This is a genomic window from Cellulosimicrobium sp. ES-005 (assembly GCF_040448685.1).
GTDB lineage: Bacteria > Actinomycetota > Actinomycetes > Actinomycetales > Cellulomonadaceae > Cellulosimicrobium > Cellulosimicrobium cellulans_G.
Map to the genome: position 1 here is coordinate 3,619,024 of NZ_CP159290.1, position 23,660 is coordinate 3,642,683.

At 76.1% G+C, this 23,660-nt stretch carries 17 protein-coding genes and 1 riboswitch; of the genes, 7 read left to right on the top strand and 10 right to left on the bottom strand.

The annotated features are described in order from the left end of the window. The first annotated feature begins 38 nt into the window (after nt 1-38). A complete protein-coding gene (locus ABRQ22_RS16165; protein WP_353707457.1) occupies nt 39-161 on the top strand; it encodes a hypothetical protein in 123 nt (40 codons plus the stop codon). Here ABRQ22_RS16165 and recD read toward each other — a convergent pair. The 6 genes from recD to ABRQ22_RS16195 form a co-directional block, all read right to left on the bottom strand. After that, nucleotides 137-2,152: an exodeoxyribonuclease V subunit alpha gene (recD, locus tag ABRQ22_RS16170; RefSeq protein WP_353707458.1), complete on the bottom strand. Its 2,016-nt coding sequence runs from the start codon at nt 2,150-2,152 to the stop codon at nt 137-139. The genes ABRQ22_RS16165 and recD overlap by 25 nt on opposite strands. Further along, entirely contained in the window at nt 2,149-5,736 is a 3,588-nt protein-coding gene (locus ABRQ22_RS16175; protein WP_353707459.1) for a UvrD-helicase domain-containing protein, read from the bottom strand. The genes recD and ABRQ22_RS16175 overlap by 4 nt, the downstream gene beginning before the upstream one ends. Then, nucleotides 5,733-9,200 (bottom strand): exodeoxyribonuclease V subunit gamma, encoded by a 3,468-nt coding sequence (gene recC, locus ABRQ22_RS16180; RefSeq protein WP_353709563.1) that lies wholly within the window; start codon nt 9,198-9,200, stop codon nt 5,733-5,735. The genes ABRQ22_RS16175 and recC overlap by 4 nt, the downstream gene beginning before the upstream one ends. Nucleotides 9,201-9,413: 213 nt before the next feature. Beyond that, on the bottom strand, nt 9,414-10,151 hold the full coding sequence (locus tag ABRQ22_RS16185) for a class I SAM-dependent methyltransferase (protein WP_353707460.1): 738 nt from the start codon (nt 10,149-10,151) through the stop codon (nt 9,414-9,416). A 145-nt stretch (nt 10,152-10,296) separates the two neighbouring features. Next, nucleotides 10,297-11,496: an O-succinylhomoserine sulfhydrylase gene (locus ABRQ22_RS16190; protein ID WP_353709564.1), complete on the bottom strand. Its 1,200-nt coding sequence runs from the start codon at nt 11,494-11,496 to the stop codon at nt 10,297-10,299. Between the two features lie 47 nt (nt 11,497-11,543). Continuing rightward, a complete protein-coding gene (locus tag ABRQ22_RS16195) occupies nt 11,544-12,023 on the bottom strand; it encodes a rhodanese-like domain-containing protein (protein WP_353707461.1) in 480 nt (159 codons plus the stop codon). A gap of 266 nt (nt 12,024-12,289) precedes the next feature. On the opposite strand from ABRQ22_RS16195, the gene ABRQ22_RS16200 reads away from it, so the two are divergent. The 3 genes from ABRQ22_RS16200 to ABRQ22_RS16210 all read left to right on the top strand — a co-directional run bounded on the left by ABRQ22_RS16200 (nt 12,290) and on the right by ABRQ22_RS16210 (nt 15,333). Further along, nucleotides 12,290-12,862: a hypothetical protein gene (locus tag ABRQ22_RS16200; protein WP_353707462.1), complete on the top strand. Its 573-nt coding sequence runs from the start codon at nt 12,290-12,292 to the stop codon at nt 12,860-12,862. A gap of 44 nt (nt 12,863-12,906) precedes the next feature. Next, nucleotides 12,907-13,022, top strand: a riboswitch (SAM riboswitch). 35 nt (nt 13,023-13,057) lie between these two features. Continuing rightward, nucleotides 13,058-14,494, top strand: a complete 1,437-nt coding sequence (locus ABRQ22_RS16205) for an aminotransferase class V-fold PLP-dependent enzyme (RefSeq protein WP_353707463.1) — start codon at nt 13,058-13,060, stop codon at nt 14,492-14,494. Between the two features lie 191 nt (nt 14,495-14,685). Further along, nucleotides 14,686-15,333 (top strand): GNAT family protein, encoded by a 648-nt coding sequence (locus tag ABRQ22_RS16210; protein ID WP_353707464.1) that lies wholly within the window; start codon nt 14,686-14,688, stop codon nt 15,331-15,333. Nucleotides 15,334-15,436: 103 nt separating this feature from the next. Here the strand turns inward: ABRQ22_RS16210 and ABRQ22_RS16215 are convergent, their stop codons facing one another. Beyond that, on the bottom strand, nt 15,437-15,610 hold the full coding sequence (locus ABRQ22_RS16215) for a CsbD family protein (RefSeq protein ID WP_047233613.1): 174 nt from the start codon (nt 15,608-15,610) through the stop codon (nt 15,437-15,439). A 91-nt stretch (nt 15,611-15,701) separates the two neighbouring features. On the opposite strand from ABRQ22_RS16215, the gene ABRQ22_RS16220 reads away from it, so the two are divergent. After that, complete coding sequence (locus tag ABRQ22_RS16220) at nt 15,702-16,292, top strand: GNAT family protein (protein ID WP_353707465.1); 591 nt, start codon at nt 15,702-15,704, stop codon at nt 16,290-16,292. 100 nt (nt 16,293-16,392) lie between these two features. Here ABRQ22_RS16220 and ABRQ22_RS16225 read toward each other — a convergent pair whose 3' ends face one another. The 3 genes from ABRQ22_RS16225 to ABRQ22_RS16235 are packed head-to-tail and all read right to left on the bottom strand — an operon-like array spanning nt 16,393 to nt 20,303. Continuing rightward, nucleotides 16,393-17,505: a MaoC/PaaZ C-terminal domain-containing protein gene (locus tag ABRQ22_RS16225; RefSeq protein WP_353707466.1), complete on the bottom strand. Its 1,113-nt coding sequence runs from the start codon at nt 17,503-17,505 to the stop codon at nt 16,393-16,395. After that, nucleotides 17,502-18,881: a 3-oxoacyl-ACP reductase gene (locus tag ABRQ22_RS16230; protein ID WP_353707467.1), complete on the bottom strand. Its 1,380-nt coding sequence runs from the start codon at nt 18,879-18,881 to the stop codon at nt 17,502-17,504. The genes ABRQ22_RS16225 and ABRQ22_RS16230 overlap by 4 nt, the downstream gene beginning before the upstream one ends. A gap of 27 nt (nt 18,882-18,908) precedes the next feature. Next, a complete protein-coding gene (locus tag ABRQ22_RS16235) occupies nt 18,909-20,303 on the bottom strand; it encodes an acetyl-CoA C-acetyltransferase (RefSeq protein ID WP_353707468.1) in 1,395 nt (464 codons plus the stop codon). A gap of 253 nt (nt 20,304-20,556) precedes the next feature. On the opposite strand from ABRQ22_RS16235, the gene ABRQ22_RS16240 reads away from it, so the two are divergent. Further along, nucleotides 20,557-21,408 (top strand): TetR/AcrR family transcriptional regulator, encoded by an 852-nt coding sequence (locus tag ABRQ22_RS16240; RefSeq protein ID WP_353707469.1) that lies wholly within the window; start codon nt 20,557-20,559, stop codon nt 21,406-21,408. Beyond that, complete coding sequence (locus ABRQ22_RS16245) at nt 21,405-23,537, top strand: acyl-CoA dehydrogenase (protein WP_353707470.1); 2,133 nt, start codon at nt 21,405-21,407, stop codon at nt 23,535-23,537. Before ABRQ22_RS16240 ends, ABRQ22_RS16245 begins: the two co-directional genes overlap by 4 nt. The last annotated feature ends 123 nt before the right edge of the window (nt 23,538-23,660 follow it).

Below are 23,660 nucleotides of genomic sequence, written 5' to 3' on the forward strand. Positions count from 1 at the left end.
CCCGTGAGTGCCGCGGCACGTCTGCCAGGATGGTCGCCATGGACGTCCCCTCGATGATCATGGGCGCCGCGATCGCGTCCGTCGCCTGGATCGTGCTCGTGCCGTGGGGCCGGCTGAAGGAGCTGCGCGAGCGGGATCAGGCGGAGCGCGCGGAGGACTGACCGCCCGGAAGCGGCGTCCGCAGCCCGCTCGCCCGGTGGACCGGGCTCGTGACCGCCGTGCGGACCGCGTCCTCGGAGCCGACGACGCGCACGAACGACTGCGCGCGCGTCACCGCCGTGTAGAGCAGCTCGCGCGTGAGCAGCGGCGACGTCGCGGGCGGCAGCACGAGCGTCACGCGCTCGAACTGGCTGCCCTGCGCGCGGTGGACCGTCATGGCGTGCACGGTCTCCACCGGCGGGAGGCGGTGCGTCCGCACGCGCAGCGGCGCACGCGGGTCGCCGAACACGGCGACGACGCCGACGCCCCCGGGCTCGGCGACGAGCACGCCGGTGTCGCCGTTGTAGAGACCCACCTCGGCGTCGTTCGTCGTGACCAGCAGCGGTCGGCCCGCGACCCACGGGGAGTCGGTCGCGTGGTGGCCCGTGGCCTCCTCGACCCAGGCCTCGACCTGCGCCGCCCACCGGCCCCGACCGGCGGGGCCGCGCCGGTGCGCGACCATGACGCGGTGCCGGGCGAGGGCGTCGAGCGCGGCCCGCGCGTCACCCGCCCGAGCCGCCTCGACGAGCAGCGTGCCCGCGGCCACGGCGTCCGCGCGGACGGTGGCCAGCACGGCCTCGTCGGGCACGTCGTCGGGGGTCTCGAGGAACTGGACGGTCCCGTGGCCCGCGCGCAGGAGCGCGAGCGTCGCCTCCGCGTCCCCGGCCCGGATCGCCGCCGCGAGCGGCAGGATCTCGGAGTCGCGGTCCTGGCGGTGGACGGTGCGCAGCCGCACGACGCCGTTGCCCAGGACCGCGCGGTCGTCCACCTCGCCGACGGCGGGCGGCGGGGAGCCGGCGAGCGCGACGTCGGCCGTCGCGACCACGACGCCCGCCGTCGCGGGCGGGGCGACCGGCGCCCGGTGCACGAGGTCCCCGAGCACGGCCCCGGCCTCGACGGACGCGAGCTGGTCGGGGTCGCCGACGAGCACGAGCCGCGCGTCGGGCCGCAGCGCCTCGAGCAGCCGCGCCATGAGCGGCAGGGCGACCATCGAGGTCTCGTCGACGACCACCACGTCGTGCGGCAGATGGTGGTGCGCGTCGTGCCGGAACCGGGTGCTGCTGCCCGGCCGGAAGCCGAGCAGGCGGTGCAGCGTCGTCGCGACGGGGGCGCCGACGCGCTCGCGGTCGGCGGCGTCCGGGAACCCGGCGACGACCTCGCGCACCGCCTCCTGCAGGCGCGCGGCCGCCTTGCCCGTGGGCGCGGCGAGCGCCACGCGCAGCGCGGCGCCGGACGTGGTGCCGGCGGACGACGAGGTCGGGAGCGCGGCGTCGTGCAGGACGGCGAGCAGGCGCGCGACCGTCGTCGTCTTGCCCGTCCCCGGACCGCCCGTGAGCACCGTGAGCCGGCGCGTCGCGGCGTGCGCGGCGGCGAGGCGCTGCCGGGTGTCGTCCGCCGCGGGAAAGAGGCGGGCGAGGGCGGCGTCGAGGCGGTCGCCGTCCACGGGCAGGTCGTCCGCGGCGAGCCGACCGTCGACGTCGTGCCGCACCGCGAGCTCGTCGCGCCAGTACCGGTCGAGGTACAGGGCGCCGCCCACCCAGCGCGCGGGACGGTCCGCCGGCCCGTCGACGCCCGCCGCGACGAGGGGGCTGCGCGCGACCGCTGACGCCCACGCGGTCCGGTCCGGCCAGGGCAGGTCCGTGGCGTCGGTGCGCGCCGCCTCCTCGTCCTCGGGCAGCTCCAGCGACCCCAGGTCGTCGAGGCGCACGCACACCGACCCGCTGCGCACCGCGCGCACGGCGAGCGCGACCGCGAGCAGCACCTGGTCGTCCTGCTCGCCCGTGAGGTGGCCGAGCCGCAGCGCGACGCGCAGGTCGGCCGCGGAGACCACGCGCGCGGCGTTGAACGCGGCGAGCCACGCGCGCACCCCGACGGCGAGGCGCGGGTCGCCCTCGTCCACCGGAGGGGCCGGGGGCGCGGCGGGCACCGTCGCGCCGAGAGGGGCCGTGGTCATGCGCGACCTCCGTCGAGCAGGGCGGACAGGGCGACGACGAGCCCCGGCGGGGGCGTCCAGGCGACGACGCCGTACGGCGCGCCGTCGGGACCGGTCGGGGTGTCGGGGCCGGCCATGCCGCGCACGAACAGGTACGCGCCGCCCGCGAGGTCGCGGTCGGGGTCGTAGTCGCGCACGCGCCAGCGCAGGTAGCGGTGCAGCGCGACGAGGTAGAGCACGAGCTGGAGGGGGTAGTGCGAGGCGAGCATCGCGTCGCGCGTCGCGTCCGGGTGGTAGTCGCCGACGGCGAGCGGCACCCCGGGCGGACCGACCCGGTTCGTCTTGTAGTCGACGACGAGGTAGCGCCGGCGGCCCGCGGGGTCGGGACGACCGTCCGGCCTCGCGACGGGAACCCGCAGCACCGCGTCGATCGAACCTGTGAGGTACCCCCGCAGCGGGACGCCGCCGCCCGCCGCTCCGGTCGCCCCGGAGCCGTCCGCCGCCTCGTCGGCCAGCGCGGCGAGCAGGTCGGGGTAGCGGGCGAACGCGTCGTCGGCGGGCAGGTGGGCGCGCAGGACGTCGGCGAGGTCGCGCAGCGTCGAGGGCGTGACGCCCTCGGTCTCGTCCCCGCCCGCGAGCGGGAGCTCGAACTCGAGCTCGGGCAGGCGGTCGCGCGGGTCGACGTCGGCGAGCGTGAGCCCGCCCGCGATCGGTCCGAGCGGGGTGCGCAGCGACAGGCCCAGCGCCGCCGCGAGCGACACGGGCTCCACCCCGGGCACGCGGACCGTCGCCGCCTGCGCGCACCGGGCGCGGACCTCGGCATCGAGGTCGTCCGCCGCGGTGTCGACGTACTCGAGGATCTCGTGCACCAGCGTGCCGAACGCCGTGCCCCCCGGCTGCCCCTCGTAGGGCGAGGGGACGTCGGCGCCCGGACGGGTCGTGGGCGCTCCGCCCGGCACCTCGGCCGGCACAGCGCCCGTCCCGTCGTCGTCCGGCGTCTCCTCCGGCTCGTCCTGGACACCCGGGTCCTCGGGCTCGCTCTCGATCCCGCCGACCGGACCGTGGTGCGCCGCCGCGGTGAGCGCCGAGTACGACGCGCGCCGCCACTCGCGGTCGGGCAGGTGCGTCGCGGCGGCGAGGGCGAGGTCGGACCCGGCGCGGGCTCCGGGCGACCAGCGCTCGCCCTTCGGCCGGGCATCGACCTGCTCGACGACGACCGTCCCGCCCGAGCGCGCGGCGACCGCCTCGAACGCGGACCGGACGGCGTCGTCGCGCATCGCGTCGGGGCGGGCGTGGCGGCCCGGCTCGCCGCCGAGCATCCGGTCCGCGAGCAGCAGGCGCGTGAGCGGGCCGGACCCGGTGCTGCGCTTGGTCGGCGTCCAGTGCACGACGACCTGGTGCCGGGCGCGCGTGAGGGCGACGTACAGCAGCCGCAGGTCCTCGCCCAGCTCCTCGTCGCGCCAGCGCGCCTTGGCGTCCACGAACCCGGGGGAGCCGACACCGCCCAGGTGCAGGACGCGCTGCCCGTGGTCGTCGTGGAACGCGAACAGCTCCTGGTCGTCCGACTCGAACCGCTCCCAGCCGAACGGGACGTACACGACGCCGAACTCCAGGCCCTTCGCGGCGTGGACGGTGACGACCTGCACGGCGGCGGCGTCGGTCTCGAGGCGCCGGGTGCGCTCGTCGGTGAAGACGGTGCCGACCTCGGCGATCCGGGCGCGCAGCCACGCCGTGAGGGCGGCCGTGCCCAGCCCGTCGGTGACGGCGGCCTCGTGGAGCGCCTGCGTGACGTGGCGCAGGTCGGTGAGGTAGCGCTTGCCGTCGACCCGGGCCATGACCCGCGCGGTCGTACCTCCCCGGGCCGCGACCTCCGCGACCGCGGCCACGCCGCGGTCCGCGAGCAGACGCGCCCAGGTCCGGACGGTGTCCCCGAGCTCGTCGTGGTCGGCGTCGCCGGCGGTCGCGAGCCGCTGCGCGTCCCAGCCGACGAAGGGGGTGAGGGCGAGCGCCGTCGCGCGGCGGTGCAGACCGGGCTGCTCCAGCGCGGCGAGCAGGGTGAGCCAGTCCTGGGCCGCCGCCGAGCCGAACACGCTCGACGGCCCCGACACGACCGCGGGCACGCCGAGCGCGACGAGCGCGGAGCGCACCGCCTCGGCCTGCGCGTTCGTCCGGGTGAGCACCGCGACGTCGCGCGGCTCCAGCGGCCGCCACCGCCCCGTGCCGGTGCCCACGCCGTCGTCGCCCGCCGCGCCGAGGGCGTCGTCGCGCACGCGGTCGCCGCCGCCGTCGGCGGTCCCCAGCCGCCCCGCGACGTCCGCCGCGACGTCCCGGGCCAGCAGGCTGCGGGCGTCCGGGGCCGACGGCGCCGACGACCCGCCGAGGCGGTAGGCACGCCGCGTGACCTGCCGCAGCCGCACCGGCGCGCCGCCGGAGAAGCGCGGCTCGGGGTGTGCCGCGTCGACCGGGCGCACGACGATGCGCGGGTCGCCGAGCGCCGACTCGCCCAGCAGCGCGTGCAGGCCCGCGAGGAGCGGTCCGTCGCTGCGCCAGCTCGTGCTGAGCGTCGCGGTGTCCGTCGCGTCCTCGACCGCGCGCAGGTACGTCACGACGTCCGCGCCGCGGAACGCGTAGATCGCCTGCTTGGGGTCGCCGATGAGCACCAGCGTGCGGCACTCCTCGGGGTGCCCGTGGAACGCCGTCCGCAGGATCTCCCACTGCTCGGGGTCGGTGTCCTGGAACTCGTCCACCATGACGACGCGGAACCGCGACCGGACCCGTCGCGCCGCGGTCGCGCCGTGCTCGGGGTCGGTCAGCGCGCGGCGCAGCAGCACGAGCAGGTCGTCGTAGTCGAGCAGGTGCATCGCGCGCTTGCGCGCCTCCACCTCGCGACGGGCCGCGACCGCGACCTCGTACCGCGCCGCCGCCACCGACCCCTCGGCCGCGTCCGCCGGCGCGACCACCGCCCCGTGGTCGCTCACCGCCGCCCGGGCGACGTCGCGCACGTCGCGCGGCGAGAGGATCGGCTCCGGCTCGTCGGCGAATCGCCGCACGTACAGGTCGTCGGTGACCTCCTCGACGAGGTCCGCGACGTCCGGCAGGAAGCTCGTCGCGAGGTCGACGTCGGCCGCCGTCCCCAGCGCGGTGAGCATCTGCTGGCAGAAGCCGTGCGTCGTGGTGATGGTCGCGGCGTCGAGCTGGGACAGCGCGACGCGCAGGCGCTCGCGGCGGCGGTCGAGCTCGTCGTCGTCGACCGCGGCGAGGAACGCGACGAGGTCGTCCCGGCTGGACGCCGGCGCGGGCCCGCGCAGCGCGCGCTCGGTCGCGACGAGGCGCTCGCGGACGCGGTCGCGCAGCTCCGACGTCGCGGCGCGGCCGAAGGTCACGAGCATGATCTCCGGCAGGGCGGCCACGCCCTCGGCGACGTAGCGCGTCGTGAGGGTCGCGATCGTGTGGGTCTTGCCCGTGCCGGCGCTCGCCTCGAGCACGACCGTCCCGCTCGGCAGCGCGCCGAACGGGTCGAAGCGCCGGGGTGCGCTGCTCGTCCCCGCCGTGCCCCCGTGCGCGGGGGCGCCGTCGGTCGCGGTCCGGGACGTCGCGCCGTTCACCGGGCACCTCGCAGCTCGTTCTCCAGCAGGGGCTCCCACATGCGGCGCGCGAGCGCACCGAGGCGGGTCGGGTCGTCGGGGAAGCGGCCCAGGTCGGCCGTGGTGGCGAGCCCCGCGACGTCGGGGAGGGCCGGGTCCTGGCCCCACGCGAGGACGACGTACGGGTCCTTGCGCTCGAAGCCCTTGTTCCACGCCCAGCCCGCGCGCATCAGGGCGTCGCGCGCGTCGCTCGTGCGCCGCTCCTCCGTGTAGCGCAGCGACACGTCGGGCAGCAGCGGCAACGGCTCGCGCGCCGCCTCGTCGCGCAGCGCCACGAGGTCCGCGAGGACCCGGGACGCCGTCTCGCGGTCCGGCGGGGTGAGGGTGGACCACGCGACGCCCGGGCCCCGGGACGAGCGACCGATCGCGACGGCGTCCCACGGGCGGCCCGGGTCGCTCGCCGTGAGCGCGAGCGCCTGGACCCAGGCGCGCAGCCGGTGCTTGGGACCGAGCCGCGAGTACTCGGTGCGCACGACCCGCGCCCCGTGCACGCCCGGCACGCTCCCGACGAGGGTGCGGCCGTCGGGCAGCACGGCGCGGACGTCGACCGTCTCCGCGGAGCTCAGCACGTCCTGGCTCACCGGGCGGCCCGCGGCGAGGTCGGCCTCGCGCGCGGCCTCCACGGCGGCGACGCGCAGCGGGCCGACGGCGCGGACCACCTCCTGCAACGCCGAGCGGCCCAGCTCGCGCGGCGGGACCTGGCCCCGGCGCCACTCGGCCTGCATCGCCCGGTTCGGGTCGACGCCGGCGAGCGCGGCGCGGAGCACGCGGTCGCCCACGCCCCAGCCCGCGAGGCCGGTGAGCGCGAGCGGGAGGCGGTCCTCGACGTCGTCCTCCGCCAGCACGAGCCCGACGTCGAGCGTGTGCTGCGCGAACCAGCGCGGCGCGTTCTCCAGCAGGCGGACCAGGTCGTCGAGCTCGACGTCGGCGCGGGCGTCCGCCCCGGCGTCCGGGACCTCGCCGGCCTGCGGGCCGCTCTCGGCCACGGCCGGGAGCGAGAGCGGCGCGCCCACCAGCGCCCCGACCGGCTGACGCGTCTCGCGCGCCTGGCGGGCGCCGTCGAACGCCGCGCCGTCGTGGCTGAACGGACCCGGCACGCCCAGAGCGCCCGGGATGAAGTTGCGCTCGTCCACGGTCTGCAGCGGGTGCTGCACGACGACGTGCTCGCGCGCCGGGCGCCCGTCGGGAGTCCGCGCCACGCGGTCGAGCGCGTCGAGCAGCTCCGCGACGGGGACCGCCGGCGGGCGGGCGGCGCCGGTGCGCTCGTCGGCGCCCGTGTGCACGACGACGAGGTGGTCGCCCGCCGCCGCGACGGCGTCGAGGAAGATCTGCCGGTCCTCGCTGCGCGCGTCGCGCTCGCCGATCTCCGGGTGCCGCGCGAGCAGGTCGTCGCCCGCGGGAGCGGCGGTGCGGGGGAAGACGCCGTCGTCGAGGCCCAGGAGGCACACGACCCGGTGCGGCACCGAGCGCATCGGCTCGAGCGAGCACACGGTCAGCGCGCCCGTGCGGAACCCGGCACGGGTCGGGCGCCCCGCGAGACGGTCGTCGAGCAGCGCGCGCACGTCCGCGAGCCGCAGCGCGACCCCGCCGTGCGCGGCGCCCGCCGCGCGCACGTCGCCCAGCACGCGGCGCGCGGAGCCGATCTGCCACCCCTCCGTGGGCGGCGCCTCGGCGAGCAGCGTGAGCGCGCGGTCGAGCGCGTCGAGCCAGTGCGCCAGCGGGTGCACCCCGTCGAGCGCGCGCAGCGTCTCCGTCAGCCGTGCGACGAGCTCTGCGAGGCGGCCCGCGAGGTCCACGTCGGTCGAGCCGACGTCGTCCAGCGGCAGCGCCGGCCCGACGAACCGCGCGTCCTCGTCCGCCATCGCCGCGCCGAGCAGGAGCCGGTCGAGCGCCGCGTCCCACGTGCCCTGCCGCACGTGCCCGTCGATCCCGAACCGGGCCCGGCGCGCGCCGTCCTCGCCCCAGTGCACGCCCGCCTCGACGGCCCACTGGCGCAGGCGGTCCACGTCGTCGTCGGAGAACCGGAACCGGCGCCGGACCGGCGCGCTCGCCGCGAGGTCGAGCACCTCCGACGCCGTGACGCGGCCGTCTGCGAGGCGCAGCAGGGTGGCGAGCAGCGCGAGCACGGGGTTGGTCGTCCCGGCGCCGCGGTCGGCGAGGCTGACCCGCAGGCGCTGACCGGGGTGCGCGTCCTCGCCGAGCTCGGGGACCGCGCCGAACGTCGCCGTGACGAGGGGCGCGAACGTCTCGACGTCGGGGCACAGCACGATCACGTCGCGCGCCTGGAGCGTCGGGTCGGCGGAGAACAGGCCGACCAGCGTCTCGCGCAGGACCTCGACCTGGCGCGCGCGGCCGTGGCACGCGAGCACCTGCACGGACCGGTCCGCCGGATCGAGCAGGTGCGCGCCGGCGGGCTCGTCCGCCCGCAGCGCGGACTGCAGCGCGCCGAGCAGCGTCGGGGGGGTCGGCGCGGCCGCGTGGTGCGTCTCGACCGACTCACCGGCTGAGAGCCGGAGCTGCAGCTCGACCGCGTCACGGCCGGTCGACGCGAGGAACGGGTGCCGGGCGAGCGTGGGCAGGTCTGCGCGACGTCGCGTGCCTGCGTGGTCCGGGGCGGTGTCCTCGGTGAGGTCGTCGCTCGTGGCGGGGGCGCCGTCGTAAGCCGCGACCTTCTCCCACAGCGCGGGCGACGGGTGCACGAGCCACAGGTGGACGTCGCGGTGCTCGGCGAGCGCGTGCAGCACGCGCAGCTCGTCCTCCGGGAGCCGCGTCGGGCCGAACACGGACAGCCGCGGCGGGAGGTCGACGGCCGCGGGGTCGGCGCGGAGCGCGGCGACCGCGTCCTCGACACGACGTGCGGGGTCCGTGGCCGGGACGCGGTCGACCAGGCGGCGCCAGAGCTCGGGCTGCCAGGCGAGGTCGTCCGGGGTGTCGCCGGACTCCGCGACCGGGGACGCCGCCGACCACGCGAGCACGACCTCGGGCCGCTGCCGCGCGTAGTCGACGAGCAGGTCCGCGAGCCGGCGCGCGAGCGTCAGGCGCCGGCCCCGCCGAACCTCGTCGCCCGGGTCGCCGACGTACCGCGCGAGCGGTGCCGCCCACGGCTCGGCGAGGTGCGCGTCGAGCACCTCGAGCACCGACCAGGCGAGCCGCTCGGGGCGCCACGGGTCGTCGTCGGGGGCGAGGTCGGTGAGGTCCGCGACGACCTGCTCCACGAGCCGGCGCGGGCCGCGGAAGTCCACGTTCGCGCAGATCCCCGACGTCTCGCCCGCGCCCAGGTGGTGCGAGAGCCGCTGCGCGAGCCACCGCTCGACCCCGCGCGTCGGGACGGCCACGACGTCCGGCGTGAACGGGTCCTCCGGCGCCTCGGCGAGCACGGCGGCGAGCGGCGCCACGAGCGCCTCGGCACGCTCGGAGCGGTGCACGTGCAGCAAGGGGACCCCTGTCGGTGGTGGCGGACCGGTCGTCGCGCCCGCCGGTCGGCCGGGCGCTACGAGGAATCTACGAGGTGCGTCCCACACCGTCGAACCGCCGTCCACATCGTCGGGAACGACGGTGCCGTCCTGGGCGGACGTGCCGGCTGACGCACGCCCGACCGAGAGGCGCACGCCGGAGCGCGTCGCTCCCTCGGACGTGCGTCACTTGACCTCCGGCTCAGCGCGCCGTGCGACGAACACCCACTCGCGGCCCGGGCGGTCGGGCGCGTCGCGGACGTCCACGACCTCGAAGCCGCACGCCACCAGCGACGCCTCGACCTCGTCGCGCTCGCGGAAGCGCAGCGTCGAGTCGGAGTGCAGCTCGGTGCCGTCGGGCAGCACGGTCGTGTCGTGGAAGGACACGAACGGGAGCGACACGTCGGTGAGGTCGGTCCACGACTCGACCGGCCCGACGTCGGGCACGTCCACGCGTACGGTCGTCGCCTCGCGGACCCAGCCCTCCCAGGCCCGGCGCGCGGGGTCGCGCGTCTCGAAGACCAGCCACCCGTCCGGGACCAGCGCGGAGCGGACGCCGCGCAGCGTCGCGGCCCACGCGTCGTCGGTGAGGAACACCTGCGCGACGTTCGCCGTCATCGTCGCGAGGTCGACCCGGAGCGGCGGGAGCGTCGTCGCGTCGCCGTGCAGCCAGCGCACGCGGTCGGCGCCCGGCTTGGTGCGCGCGACGTCGAGCGACGCGCCCGCCGGGTCGACGCCGACCACCTCGATCCCACGCCCTGCCAGGAGGCACGCGAACGTCCCGGTGCCGCACCCGACGTCGAGCACGCGCCGCGCGCCGAGCTCGTCGACGATCGCGACGTACGCGTCGAGGTCGCTGCGGTCCGGGTCGAGCGGGTCGTAGAGCGCGGCGAGGCGAGGGTCGTCGAAGATCGCGTCGGGCATCCCCCGACGCTACGAAGGCCCGCACGGCCGGTCCACACCATTCCGGAGCACGCGCCGACCAGGCGCCTGTTGCCCGCCGACCATGCTGTCGTGGCCCGTCCCGACGCCGGGACGGGCCACGACCACATCGTCGGCGCGAGGGTCGTCAGGCGTCGAGCGCCTGCTCCACGTCCTCGATGACGTCGAGCGGGTCTTCCAGACCCACCGACAGGCGCACGGTCGTCTCCGCGATCCCGACGGCGGCGCGGCCCTCGGGGCCGAGCTTGCGGTGCGTCGTCGTGGCGGGGTGCGTGATCAGCGACTTCGCGTCGCCGAGGTTGTTGGAGATGTCGACGACCTGGAGCGCGTCGAGGAACGTGAACGCGCGCTTCTTCGCCGTCTCGGGGTCGGTGCCCTCGGGGACGGCGAGGTCGAACGTCACGACCGTGCCGCCGCCGCTCTGCTGCGACCGCGCGAGCTCGCGCTGCGGGTGCGACGCGAGGAACGGGTAGCGCACGCGGCCGATCCCGGGGAGCTGCTCGAGCGCCTCGGCGACCTGCGCGGCCGCCGCGTTCTGCGCCGCGACGCGCACCGGCAGCGTCTCCAGGCCCTTGAGCAGCACCCACGCGTTGAAGGCCGAGAGCGACGGCCCCGTGTTGCGGAGGAACGTCTGCACGGGCCCGTTGACGTACTCCTCGGTCCCGAGGATCGCGCCGCCGAGCACGCGGCCCTGCCCGTCGATGTGCTTGGTCGCCGAGTACACGACGACGTCCGCGCCGAGCTCGAGCGGCTTCTGCAGCAGCGGCGTCGCGAAGACGTTGTCGAGCACCACCACCGCGCCCGCGGCGTGCGCGAGCTCGCTCACGCGCCGCGCGTCGACGATGTCCTGCATGGGGTTGGACGGCGTCTCGAAGAACACGACGTCCGCGGGCGTGGACAGTGCTTCCTCCCACTGGGAGGGCACGTGCCCGTCGACGTAGTCCGTCCGGACGCCCCACTTGGCGAAGATCTCGTCGAAGATGACGATGCTCGACCCGAACAGCGCACGTGCCGCGACGATCCGCGACCCGGAACCGACGAGCGCGGCGAGCGACGTGAACACCGCGGACATGCCGGACGCCGTCGCGTAGCAGGCCTCGGCACCCTCGAGCAGGCGCAGGCGCTCCTCGAACGCGTGCACCGTCGGGTTGCCGTAGCGCGAGTAGACGAACCGGTCGAGCTCGCCCTTGAACGCCGCCTCGGCGTCGGCGGCGCGGTCGTACGTGTACCCCTGTGTGAGGAACAACGCCTCGGAGGTCTCCTGGAACTCCGTGCGGTGGTGGCCGCCGCGCACGGCGAGCGTCGCGGGGCGCGCGCTCGCGGGCAGGGGCTTGCGGCCGGAGCCGCCGGGGACGCTCCCGGGCTGCGCGGCGCTCACCGGGCGGCCTCGTCGTAGGTCGTGGTGGGCAGGCCGCGCACCTTCCAGCCCTCGACGTCGCGCAGGCCCGAGAGCCCCTGGGCGCCCTCGAAGCCCTCGAGCACGTTGTACGACGGCCCGAGACCGGCGGCCGTGGCCGCGCGCGCGGCGCCGATCGACCGCTGGCCCGAGCGGCACAGGAACACGACGGGACGCTCGTCGCCGGGCGTGAGACCCGCCTCGACGAGCTGGTTCACGAAGCGCGGGTTGGGCCCGGCCGGGGTCACCCACTCGTCGAACACGACGTCGCGGTCGAGGTCCGTGGCGTCGGGAACGCCGATGGTGCGCCACTCGCCCTCGGTGCGGACGTCCACGAGGACGGCGCGCTCGTCGTTCGTCAGCAGGTCCCACGCCTGCTGGGGGGTGAGGTCGCCGGCGTAGCCGACGGCGGGTCGCGCGTCGGGTACGGCCGACGTCTGCTGGGACTGGTCGCTCATGAGTCCTCCTCCATCGATCGTGGCAGTAGCACCCTGCGCCCGGCCGCCTCGCGACGGACCGGGGGGTTGCTGCGGCGTCGACGTGCCACGTCACTCGGCCGCTCCGGATGGTTGCTCGGGATCGTACGCCACCCGTCCGACGCGTGGAACGCCCGTCTCGGGGAGCGGCCTCCGGGAGGGGGTGCCCGACGTCGGACGGTCGCGCTAGCGTGATCGCGCGCCGGGGCGGGGGTCCCGGGAGAGAAAGGGGGGAGACGGTGGCCAGCGTGCGACGACGGGCGGTGGGCGCGGCCGTGGCGGCCGGCGTGGTCGGGACGGGCGTCGTCCTGCTGTGGACGGCGCCCGGAGGCGAGGACGCCCCGCAGACGGTGGTGCACGTCGTCGGGGACGCGGTCCCCGGGCTGCCCACCGAGCGGCCGCGGGTCGTCCAGGTCGAACCCGACGAGGACCTCGTCTCGCCCTTCCCCTCCCGAGAGGCGCTCGACGGTGACGCGCACACGGGGGAGCCGATCGACCTGGCCGAGCACACCGTCGGCGGGTACGAGGGCTGGTGGACCTCGGACGGCGACGGCGAGGCGTGCGACGCCTACGCCGACGCGCACCCGGAGGTCGTGCTGGTCAGCACGCGCACCGGTGAGGTCGTCGAGGCGCACACGAACGGCGTACGGCTCCAGCGTCCTCCGCAGACGCCACCGGGAGACCCTGCCGAGTGGCCGCCCGACTCGGTCGTCGTCCTCGACGCGCGGACCGGCGCGGTGCTCGACGCGTTCGAGGTCGACGAGTCCGGGTGGCGCCTCGACCTGCCCATGGACTGCGTCCCGCCATCCGAGACACCGTGACCACCGGTTGACACGCTCCGTCCCGCGCGCACATCCTGGACGCAGGTCATGAGTGCCAGCGTGAAACCCCGGTTTGCTGGCCGGCAACCCTCCTCTCGCGGCGGGGTGCCCCGGGTGACGACCAGGCCGTACGCCGACCGGCGCGCGGCAAGCGCGGGGATCACCGTCCCCGGACTGCCCTCGGAGGACTGTGTCATGACTGCTCTCGCCCACGTCTCGTGTCCGACCGAGGTCTCGGAGGCCCCCGACCTCGCAGCGGTCGCCGGCGCGCCCGCGCTCCTGCCCGTCGTCGGCGCGGACACGCTCGTCCCGCTCGTCGACGGCCGGAGCGTCCCGTACGCGAACCTCGACGTGGCGGCGTCGGCGCCGGCGCTCCGCTCGGTCGCGGACCGCGTGACCGAGGTGCTGCCGCTCTACGCGAGCGTGCACCGGGGCGCCGGGTACCTGTCGCAGGTCTCGACCGCGCTCTACGAGGCCTCGCGCCGCACGATCGGCGCGTTCGTCGGCGCGCGCGAGGACGACGTCACGGTCGTCACGCGCAACACGACCGACTCGCTCAACCTGCTCGCGGGCTGCGTCCCGGCGAACGCGGACGGGACGCCCGGGCGCGTGCTCGTCCTCGACGTCGAGCACCACGCGAACCTCCTGCCGTGGCAGCGCACGGGCGGCGCGACGGTCCTCGCCGGCGGCGCGTCCGTTGCGGAGACGCTGTCCGGCCTGCGCACCGAGCTCGCACGCTTCCCGTACGCGCTGGTCGCCGTGACCGGGGCGTCGAACGTCACGGGCGAGTCGCTCCCCGTCGCGGACGTCGTGCGGGCCGCCCACGACGCCGGCGCGCGCGTCGTGCTCGACGGCGCCCAGCTCGTCCCGCACCGCGGGTTCTCCCTCGCGGGCTCCGGGGTCGACTACGTCGCGTTCTCCGGACACAAGACGTACGCGCCGTTCGGCGCAGGCGCGCTCGTGGGTCGCCGCGACTGGCTCGACGCGGGGACCCCGTACCTCGCCGGGGGCGGGGCGGTGCGGCAGGTCGCTCTCACCGGCACGCAGTGGCAGACGGCGCCCGCGCGCCACGAGGCAGGGTCGCCGAACGTCGTGGGCGCCGCGGCGCTCGCGGCCGCGTGCGACGCGCTCGCGGCGCTCGACCCGGCCGACCTCCACGCCCACGAGGCGACCCTGCGCGCCGCGCTCGTCGCGGGCGTCTCGGCGGTCCCGGGCGTGCGCGTCGTGCGGGTCTGGGAGGACGCCGTCGACCCGGTCGGCGTCGTGACGTTCTCCGTCGAGGGCCACGACCCGGGCCTCGTCGCCGCGTACCTCTCCGCCGAGCACGGCATCGGCGTGCGCGACGGTCGCTTCTGCGCCCACCCGCTGCTCGCGCGCCTCGGGTACGACGCGGGCGCCATCCGGGCGTCGGTCGGTGTCGGGACGACGGGTGCCGACGTCGTCCGCCTCGTCGAGGCCGTGCGGTCGTACGTGGAACAGGGGCCGACGACGCGGTACGAGGTCGTCGACGGCTGCTGGGCCGTCGCCGACGACCCGCGCCCGGTACCGGCGGGCTCGGGCCTGGAGGGCCTCTTCGCGACCGCCGCGGCGGGCTTCCTCGCCGACGCCGCGGGGTGCGGCCCCGCCGCATGACCACGAGATAGCGACCTCCCGCCGAGGGAGCGACGTGCAGCCCCGTCGAGGCACCGGACGTCGCTACCTCGGACGGGCGTCGCTCTCTCGCGGCCGCTCGGGCAGCTGTTCACCCGAGCGTCGACGAGCGTTGTCCACCGTGTCGCCGGAGCCTCTTGGCGGCGTCGTCCGCGTGTGCTCTGATATGCGCTGTGCTGCACGACGTCGTCCTCTCGGGGCACGGCTTCCGCCTGGAGCCGTTGGCCCTGGAGCACGCTGAGACACTGGCCGGCCTCGTCGACGAGGCGATGTGGTCAGGCATGAGCATCCCCATGCCCTTCGGGGTCGCGGGGATGGCCGAGCTGGTGGCCGCGACGCGCGCCGCGCCCGACCTGACGGGCTTCGTCGTGCGCGCCACCGGCCCCGACGGGGCCCCGGGCGACGTGCTCGGCAGCACGGCGTTTCGCGACCTGTCGCTCGTCGACCGCCGGGTCGAGGTCGGCCGGACGTTCTACGCCCGCTCCACGTGGGGGAGCCTCGTCAACCCCGTGACCAAGTGGCTGTTGCTGCGGCACGCGTTCGAGACGTGGGACGTGCACCGTGTCGGCTTCCGCGTCGACACGCGCAACACGCGCTCGCTCGGGGCCATGCGGCGGCTCGGCGCCTACGAGGAGGGCGTCATGCGCGGCCACCGCACCGCGCCCGACGGGACGCGCGCCGACTCCGTGATGTTCTCGATCCTCGCGCCCGAGTGGCCGACCGTCGAGGTCGGCCTCCTGGAGCGCATCAACGCGCCACGCGTCGTGCCCGTGCTCGCCCCGGCGCACCCGGTGGCCCCGCTCCCGCTCGCCGCGTCGTAGACCCGTCGCCCCGGCCGGCAGGCTCGACGGCGGTGCCGCGGACGCGGAACGCCGCGAGGGCCCCGCCGGAGCGGAGCCCTCGCGAGCAGATCAGGGGCAGGGACTAGCGGTCGAACGCGTCCTTGACGTCGTCGCCCGCCTGCTTGACGTCAGCCTTCGCCTGGTCCTTCTTGCCCTCGGCCTCGAGCCGCTCGTTGTCCGTGAGCTTGCCCGCGCCCTCCTTGAGCTTGCCACCCGCCTCCTCGGCGGCGTGCTTGGCCTTGTCTCCGAGTCCCATGAGTGCTCCTCTCGTCGGTACCGCTCGACCGTAGGCACGGTCCCGGTCGCTCGCACGCGGTCGGGCACCCCGGGTGTGGTGGGATGTGCGGGTGCTGCACGACACCACCCTCGAAGGCTTCGGAGTCCGCCTCGTCCCGCTCGACGAGAGCCATGCGCCCGCGCTCGGAGCGCTCGTCGACGACGGCATCTGGGCCGGCATGTCCAGCCGCGTGCCGAGCGGGACCGACGCGATGGCCGGGTACGTCCGGGACGCCGTCGCCGCCCCCGGGAGGCTCGCGTTCGCCGTCGTCGGCCCCGGGACCGATGCCGCGACCGACGGCGCCGACGTCGTCCGCGGGTCGACGTCCCTCTACGAGTGGGTGCCCTCCCAGGGCCGGATCGAGCTCGGCTCGACGTTCTACGCGCGCGAGTGGTGGGGCGGCGTGACCAACCCGGCGTGCAAGTACCTGCTGCTGCGGCACGCGTTCGAGGACCTGGGCGTCGCGCGCGTCGCGCTGCGGGCCGACGCGCGCAACAGCCGGTCCATCGGCGCGATCCGGCGTCTGGGCGCCGTGCCCGAGGGCGTGCTCCGCAGCCACCGCGTCGCGCCCGACGGGTCGCGCCAGGACACCGCCTACTTCTCGGTCCTGCTCGACGAGTGGCCGACCGTCCGCGACGGCCTGCTGGCCCGTCTGGCCTGATCGGCGGGCTCGCCGAGCACGAGCCTCCGTGGCGTCGAGAACGGGTTGGTGTCGCTATCCGCTCGACAGCGACACCAACCCCGTGTTCGGCAGCGGGGCGTCAGGGGCGGGGGGTGACCCGGCCTGCGAGGTGGAGGCGGCCCTTGCCGTCCCACGCCTGGTAGACGACGCCCGTCGTCGGGTCGCCCGCGCCGTCCGGTACGGCGGGCGGGACCTGCCCGACGGCGTCCCGCACCGCGGCGGGCACGTCGCCCGCCGGGCGCAGCGCCACGTCGACGGTGCTCGGCAGGAGGACCGGCTTGGCGAACGAGACCGTCCAGTCGTAGGCGTCACCGCGGCGGGGCCCCGACTCGGCGAGCGCCCGCGCGGCGGTGTACATGCCGTGCGCGATGGCGCGCGGGAACCCGAACGCCTTGGCGCCGAGCCCCGACGTGTGGATCGGGTTCCGGTCGCCGGAGACGGCCGCGTACGCGCGGCCCGTCCCGGCGCCGAGCGCCCAGCGCGCCGTCGGGAGCGGCGCGACGAAGGCGTCGACGCCCGAGGTGGCCTCGGTGTCCTCGTCCGCCGGGTCGCCTGGGAGCGTGACGCCCTTCGCGAGGTACGTCGAGACGCCGCGGTACGCGAGCGTCGTCGCCGACAGGCCGCTGCCCGCCGCGCGCTCGTCGTCGGTGCGCTCGACGGAGACCTCGGTGACGAGGTCCACCTGGACCCCGCGCCGGTGCGGCCGCAGCCGCTCCGCCCAGGCGCGCACCTCGAGCGTGTCCCCGAGCCGCACCGGACGCAGCACGGACACCGCGTTCGCGAGGTGCACCATGCCGAGCAGCGGCAGCGGGAAGTCCGTCCGGACCATGACGGCCGTCGCGAGGGGGAAGCCGAGCACGTGCAGGTACCCGGCGGGCAGCACCTCCGACGGGGCCTCGCCCACGAGGCGCGCGTACCGCGCGAGGTGCGCGGCGCTGCCCACGTGGCCGGGCGCGGCGTCGTCGCCCGTCGGCACGCCCGCGACGCGGTACGTGACGTCGGGCAGCGCGAGGTCGCGTCGGCCGCCGCCCCCGGGGAGGCGGTGCGCCGCCGCGATCCGGCCCGACGCCGCGACCCCGCGCACGTACAGCCCGCCGAGCCCCGGGATCGCGGGCAGCGTCTCGACGCGCGCGGGGGCGGTCCCGGCGGGAGCGGCAGCGGCGCCGTCGGGCGACCTGGGCGCGGCGGTCACCGGCCCACCACGTTCTGCCCGCACACGCGCAGCACCTGCCCGTTGACGCCCGCGGCCCCGGGCGACGCGAGGAACGCGATCGCCTCGGCGACGTCCACGGGCTGGCCGCCCTGCTGGAGCGACGCGACGCGACGCGCGACCTCGCGCTGGACGAACGGGATCGACGCCGTCATGTCCGTCTCGATGAACCCCGGCGCGACGGCGTTCGCCGTGCCCCCGACCTCGGCGAGACGACGCGCGAACGCCCGCGTGTGGCCGATGACGCCCGCCTTCGAGAACGCGTAGTTCGCCTGGCCGCGGTTGCCCGCGATGCCGCTCGTCGACGCGAGCGACACGACGCGCGGCGCGGACGAGAACCCGTTCGCGCCGAGCAGGTACTCCGTGATGCGGAGCTGCGCGGCGAGGTTCACCGCGATCACGGCGTCCCACTTGTCCGCGGACATGTTGGCGAGCAGCTTGTCGCGCAGGATCCCCGCGTTGTGCACCAGGACGTCGAGCCCGCCGTGCCGCGCGCGGGCGTGCTCGAGGATGCGCGCGCCCGCGTCGTCGGCGGTCACGTCGAGCTGCAGCGCCGTGCCCCTGATCTCGTTCGCGACCTTGGCGAGCGCCTCGCCCGCCGCGGGCACGTCCACCACGACCACCTTCGCGCCGTCGCGCGCGAGCGTCCGGGCGACCTGCGCGCCGATGCCGCGCGCCGCGCCGGTCACGACGGCGACCTTGCCGGCGAGCGGCTGGTCGGCTCCGGCGGCCGTCCCACCCGCCGAGGGAGAGCCCTGGTCCGCGGGCGTGGCGGCGCCGACCCGGAGGAGCTGGCCGTCGACGAACGCGGACCTGGCGGACAGGAAGAAGCGGAGGGTCGCGAGGACGCTCGGGCTGTCGAGGGGGGCGTCGTCGGTCACCTGGATGCCGTTGCCGGTCGCGCCGTAGCGCAGCTCCTTCGCGACGGAGCGCAGGAACCCGTCGACGCCCTCGCGGGCGGCGGCGAGCTCGGGAGAGTCGGTGTCGGCGGGGGCGCGCGAGATCGTCACGACGCGGCCGTTCGGCGCGAGGCGGCGCAGCGTCGCCGAGAGCGCCATGACGGGCGCCGACGCGTCCTCCGGGCGCTCGATCTCGCTGAGCACGACGACGACCGCGCCCCAGCGGGTCGTGTCGTCCGGGGTCTGGCGGACGTCGAGGTCCCAGGCGAGCAGGGCCTCGGCGACGCGGTCGGCGTCGTCGCGCACGCCTGGCGTCCCGCCGAGGACGAGCACGGGCCCGACGGTGAGCGGGTCGCCCGCACGGAAGCGGCGCAGGACCGCGGGGCGCGGGAGGCCCAGCTTCTTGGCGAGCGTCTTCGTGAAGCCGGAGTTGACGGCCTGGACGTAGGAGTCGGTCACGGTGGTTCCTCTCGGGTCGTCGGGCCGTCAGGCGGGGGTGTCGGTCGCGGGGACGGACTCGAGGATCGCGGCGACGCCGAGACCACCCGCGGCGCACACGGAGATCAGCGCCCGTGCGGGCGCCCCGGTCTCGGCGGTGCGCTGCGCGAGGAGCTTGGCCGCCGTCGCGACGATGCGGCCGCCGGTCGCGGCGAAGGGGTGGCCCGCGGCGAGCGAGGAGCCGTTGACGTTGAGCCGCGAGCGGTCGATCGACCCGAGCGCGCCGTCGAGACCCAGCTCGGTGCGGCAGTACTCGTCGTCCTCCCAGGCCTTGAGCGTCGTGAGGACCGTGGAGGCGAACGCCTCGTGGATCTCGTACAGGTCGAAGTCGCCGAGCGCGAGGCCGTTGCGCGCGAGCAGGCGCGGGACGGCGTGCGCGGGGGCCATGAGGAGGCCCTCGTGGCCGTGCACGAAGTCGACCGCGGCGGTCTCGGCGTCGACGACGCGCGCGAGGAGCGGCAGGTCCCGCTCGCGCGCCCAGTCGGCCGACGCGAGCAGGACGGTCGACGCGCCGTCGGTCAGCGGCGTCGAGTTGCCCGCGGTCATGGTCGGGGTGACGCCCTCGAGGCGCTTGCCGTACACGGGCTTGAGCGCGGCGAGCTTCTCGAGCGACGAGTCGGTGCGCAGGTTGTCGTCGCGCACGAGGCCGCGGAAGGGGGTGACGAGGTCGTCGAAGAACCCGGCGTCCCACGCGGCCGCGAGGTGCTCGTGGCTCGCGAGCGCGAGCTCGTCCTGCGCCTCGCGCTCGATCCCCCAGCGTGCCGTCGTGATCGCCTGGTGCTCGCCCATCGACAGTCCGGTGCGCGGCTCGTCCGTCGCGGGGGTCAGGGGCGCGAGGTCGGCGGGGCGGACCTTGGCGAACGCCTTGACGCGCTGGCCGAACGTCTTGGCGTGGCTCGCCTCCAGCAGCGCGCGACGCAGGCCCTCGCTCACGGCGATCGGGGCGTCGGACACGGTGTCGGAGCCTCCCGCGACGCCCGACTCGACCTGGCCGAGCCGGATCTTGTTCGCGACGGCGATCGTCGCCTCGAGGCCGGTCGCGCAGGCCTGCTGGAGGTCGTAGGCGGGGGTCTCGGGGGAGAGGGACGAGCCGAGCACGGACTCGCGGACGAGGTTGAAGTCGCGCGAGTGCTTGAGCACGGCGCCGCCGACGACCTCCCCGAGCCGCTCGCCCTGGAGGCCGAAGCGCGCGACGAGCCCGTCGAGCGCGGCCGTGAACATCTCCTGGTTGCTCGCGGACGAGTACTTCTTGCCGGCGCGCGCGAACGGGATGCGGTTCCCGCCGACGACCCAGGCGTCGCGGGGGGCGCCCGGGGTGCTGGTCGCCGGGACGTGCTCGGGGGCCTGCTCGGGGGTCTGGCGGGGGCTGGTGCGGTTGGCCACTGTGCCTCACTTCCTGTCCGTGCTCGCTGCGCTGCGTCGGTCCCGGCCCGGGAGTGAGCCTCTGCACGAGATCGACGGCGATGCCGCGGTCGACGCCGCGCGGAGGCGAGGGGAGAGGGCCGGCTGGTGTCCAATACCAAGAGTACCTGATACTCTCGGTTTCGTGAGTCGGGTCACAGGGCCGTGCCCTGCCCGACGCGGTGCCGCGGAACAGGCACCGACGACATCGAGGTCGGGCGCAACGGAGGGCGACGTGAACACAGGTGCCGACGCGCGAGCGGCCACCCGAGGACGGGTGCAGCCGGGCGCGGCGGTGGACGGCCGGTCGACCCGCTGGGACGAGCACCGGGCGGCGCGCCGCGCGGAGCTCATCCGGGCGGCGAGCAAGGCCGTGCACCGCGGGGGCCCCGGGGTCTCCATGGACGAGATCGCGGCGGCGTCAGGGACGTCGAAGTCGATCATCTACCGCTACTTCGACGACAAGACGGGACTGCAGGTCGCGCTCGGCTCCGCCGTCGTGGGGCAGATGCACGACGCGCTGACCCAGGCCGCCGAGTCGGCCGAGACCCCCAAGCGCGCGCTGCGCGCGATGGTCGGCGTCTACCTCGAGATGATCGAGAGCTCGCCGAACGTGTACTACTTCGTCACCCGGACGAGCGCCGTCGCGGGGACGGAGGAGCCCGCCGCGCAGCTCGCCGCGAGCGGGCTCACGAACGGGACGACCGGCGCGAGCCGCGCACCCCTCGCGGCGTTCCTCGACTCGGTGATCGAGCTCGTCGCCGAGCCGTTCGCGCGCGTCACCGACGTCTCTCCCGCCGACGCCGCAGCCTGGGCCGCGGGCGCCGTCGGGTTCGTGCGGGGCGCCGGGGAGTGGTGGCTCGGCCATCGCGACCGGGCCGACGTCCCGGACCGCGAGCAGCTCACCGAGCGCGTCGCCGCCTGGCTCTGGGCCGGGCCGGTCGGCGTCCTCTCCCACAACCCGGGCACCCCCCGCTCCCACGGCGACCGGCGCACGTCGCCCGCGACCCGTCGCGACGGCGTCCGCCCCGCCACCGACCGCCCTGAGCACCCGGCGACCGCCTCAGAACTCAAGGAGATCCCATGACCGCCACGTCCGACCGTCCCGCCCTCGCGCAGCGCGCGTCGACCACGGGTGACGCGAGCGCGACGCCGCACGGCGAGGCCCGCGTCGACGTCGCCTCCCTCGAGAAGCTTCTGCTCGGCCGGTGGGCGGACCTGCGCGCGACGGCGCGCGCCACCGCGGGCGAGGAGGCGTTCCAGCGCATCGAGGGCCTGACCCTGCGCGAGCACCGCGAGCGCGTGCTGGAGCAGATGCGCCTGCTCGTCGGCAAGGGGCAGGTCTGGCGCGGGTACCCCGAGCGCCTCGGCGGCGCGGACGACGCGGGCGGCAACCTCGCCGGGTTCGAGGAGCTCGTCGCGGCCGACCCGTCGCTCCAGATCAAGGCGGGCGTCCAGTGGGGCCTGTTCGGTGCGGCGATCCTGCACCTCGGCACGCCCGAGCAGCAGGACCGCCTCCTCCCGGGCGCGATGGACCTCTCGGTGCCCGGCGCGTTCGCGATGACGGAGATCGGCCACGGGTCCGACGTCGCGAGCATCGGCACCACCGCGACCTACGACCCGGAGACCGAGGAGTTCGTCATCCACACCCCGTTCCGCGGGGCGTGGAAGGAGTTCCTCGGCAACGCGGGCGTGCACGGCGTCGCGGCGGTCGTGTTCGCGCAGCTGGTCACGAAGAACGTCAACCACGGCGTGCACGCGTTCTACGTGCCGATCCGCGACGTCGAGGGGGAGCGCGACGAGCTCGGGCGCCTGCCGTTCCTGCCGGGCGTGGGTGGCGAGGACGACGGCCAGAAGGGCGGCCTCAACGGCATCGACAACGGCCGACTGCACTTCGACCACGTGCGGATCCCGCGCACCGACCTGCTCGCCCGCTACGGCTCGGTCGACGCCGACGGCACGTACTCGAGCCCGATCGAGAGCCCGGGACGCCGGTTCTTCACGATGCTCGGGTCGCTCGTGCAGGGGCGCGTGTCCCTCGACGGCGCCGCCGTGACGGCCTCGAAGCTCGGCCTCGCGATCGCGGTGCGGTACGCGAACGAGCGCCGCCAGTTCACGGGGGCGAGCGCCACCGAGGAGGTCGTGCTCCTCGACTACGGCACGCACAAGCGCCGCCTGATCGTGCCGATCGCGGAGACGTACGCCGCGCACTTCGCGCACGACCGCCTGCTCGACCTGTTCCACTCCGTGTTCTCGGGCGAGGAGGACACCCCGGAGCAGCGGGAGGACCTCGAGACGACGGCCGCCGCGCTCAAGGCGACGAGCACGCGGTTCGCGCTCGACGTGCTCCAGGAGACGCGCGAGGCGTGCGGCGGGGCCGGGTTCATCACGGCCAACCGCATCACGAGCCTGCGCGCCGACCTCGACGTCTACGCGACGTTCGAGGGCGACAACACCGTGCTGCTCCAGCTCGTCGCCAAGCGCCTGCTCGCCGACTACGGCAAGCAGTTCAAGGGCATCACCCCGGGCCAGATGGCGCGCGTCGTCGTCGAGCGCGCGGGCGACATGGCCCTGCACCGCACGCCGCTCAAGCGCGCCGCGCAGGCGCTCGCCGACGTCGGCGACCCGCGCCGCGCCGCCGGCCACCTGCGCGACCCCGAGACGCAGCGTGCGCTGCTCACCGACCGGGTCGAGACGATGGTCGCCGACGTGGCCCAGGCGCTGCGTCCCGCCCAGAAGGCCGACCCGGAGACGGTGACGAACCTCTTCAACGCCCACCAGGTCGAGCTCGTCGAGGCGGCGCGGGCCCACGCGGAGCTGCTGCGCTGGGAGGCCTTCACGCAGGCGCTGGAGACGATCGAGGACGCGGGCACGCGCGAGGTCCTCACGACTGTGCGCGACCTGTTCGGCCTGAGCCTCGTCGAGCGCCACCTCGCGTGGTACCTGCTCAACGGTCGTCTCTCGACGCAGCGCGCCCGGACGGTCACGAGCTACCTGGACCGCCTCATCGACCGCCTGCGCCCGCACGCGCAGGACCTCGTCGACGCGTGGGGGTACGGCCCCGAGCACCTGCGCGCGACGATCGCGACCGGCATCGAGAAGGAGCGCCAGGACGAGGCGCGCGACTACTACCGGCGCCTGCGCGCGAGCGGCGACGAGCCGCGGAGCGAGAAGTCGCTGCGCAAGGCCGCGAAGGGCGGCCCCCAGGCCCACTGACCTGATGGCGGCCGGCCCCTGACCGGCCCGTCCCCGGAACGTCCTCGGCACAGCAGGCGGAGCGGTACCGCCGCCGAGGTCGGGCCCGGGCGGCACGACGCCCACCAGCCGTCGTGCCGCCCG

Bases quoted from the DNA above. Each gene is read 5' to 3' on its own strand.
- ABRQ22_RS16165 (WP_353707457.1), top strand. From the start codon at position 39: ATGGACGTCCCCTCGATGATCATGGGCGCCGCGATCGCGTCCGTCGCC.
- recD (WP_353707458.1), bottom strand. From the start codon at position 2,152: ATGACCACGGCCCCTCTCGGCGCGACGGTGCCCGCCGCGCCCCCGGCC.
- ABRQ22_RS16185 (WP_353707460.1), bottom strand. From the start codon at position 10,151: ATGCCCGACGCGATCTTCGACGACCCTCGCCTCGCCGCGCTCTACGAC.
- ABRQ22_RS16195 (WP_353707461.1), bottom strand. From the start codon at position 12,023: ATGAGCGACCAGTCCCAGCAGACGTCGGCCGTACCCGACGCGCGACCC.
- ABRQ22_RS16205 (WP_353707463.1), top strand. From the start codon at position 13,058: ATGACTGCTCTCGCCCACGTCTCGTGTCCGACCGAGGTCTCGGAGGCC.
- ABRQ22_RS16215 (WP_047233613.1), bottom strand. From the start codon at position 15,610: ATGGGACTCGGAGACAAGGCCAAGCACGCCGCCGAGGAGGCGGGTGGC.
- ABRQ22_RS16245 (WP_353707470.1), top strand. From the start codon at position 21,405: ATGACCGCCACGTCCGACCGTCCCGCCCTCGCGCAGCGCGCGTCGACC.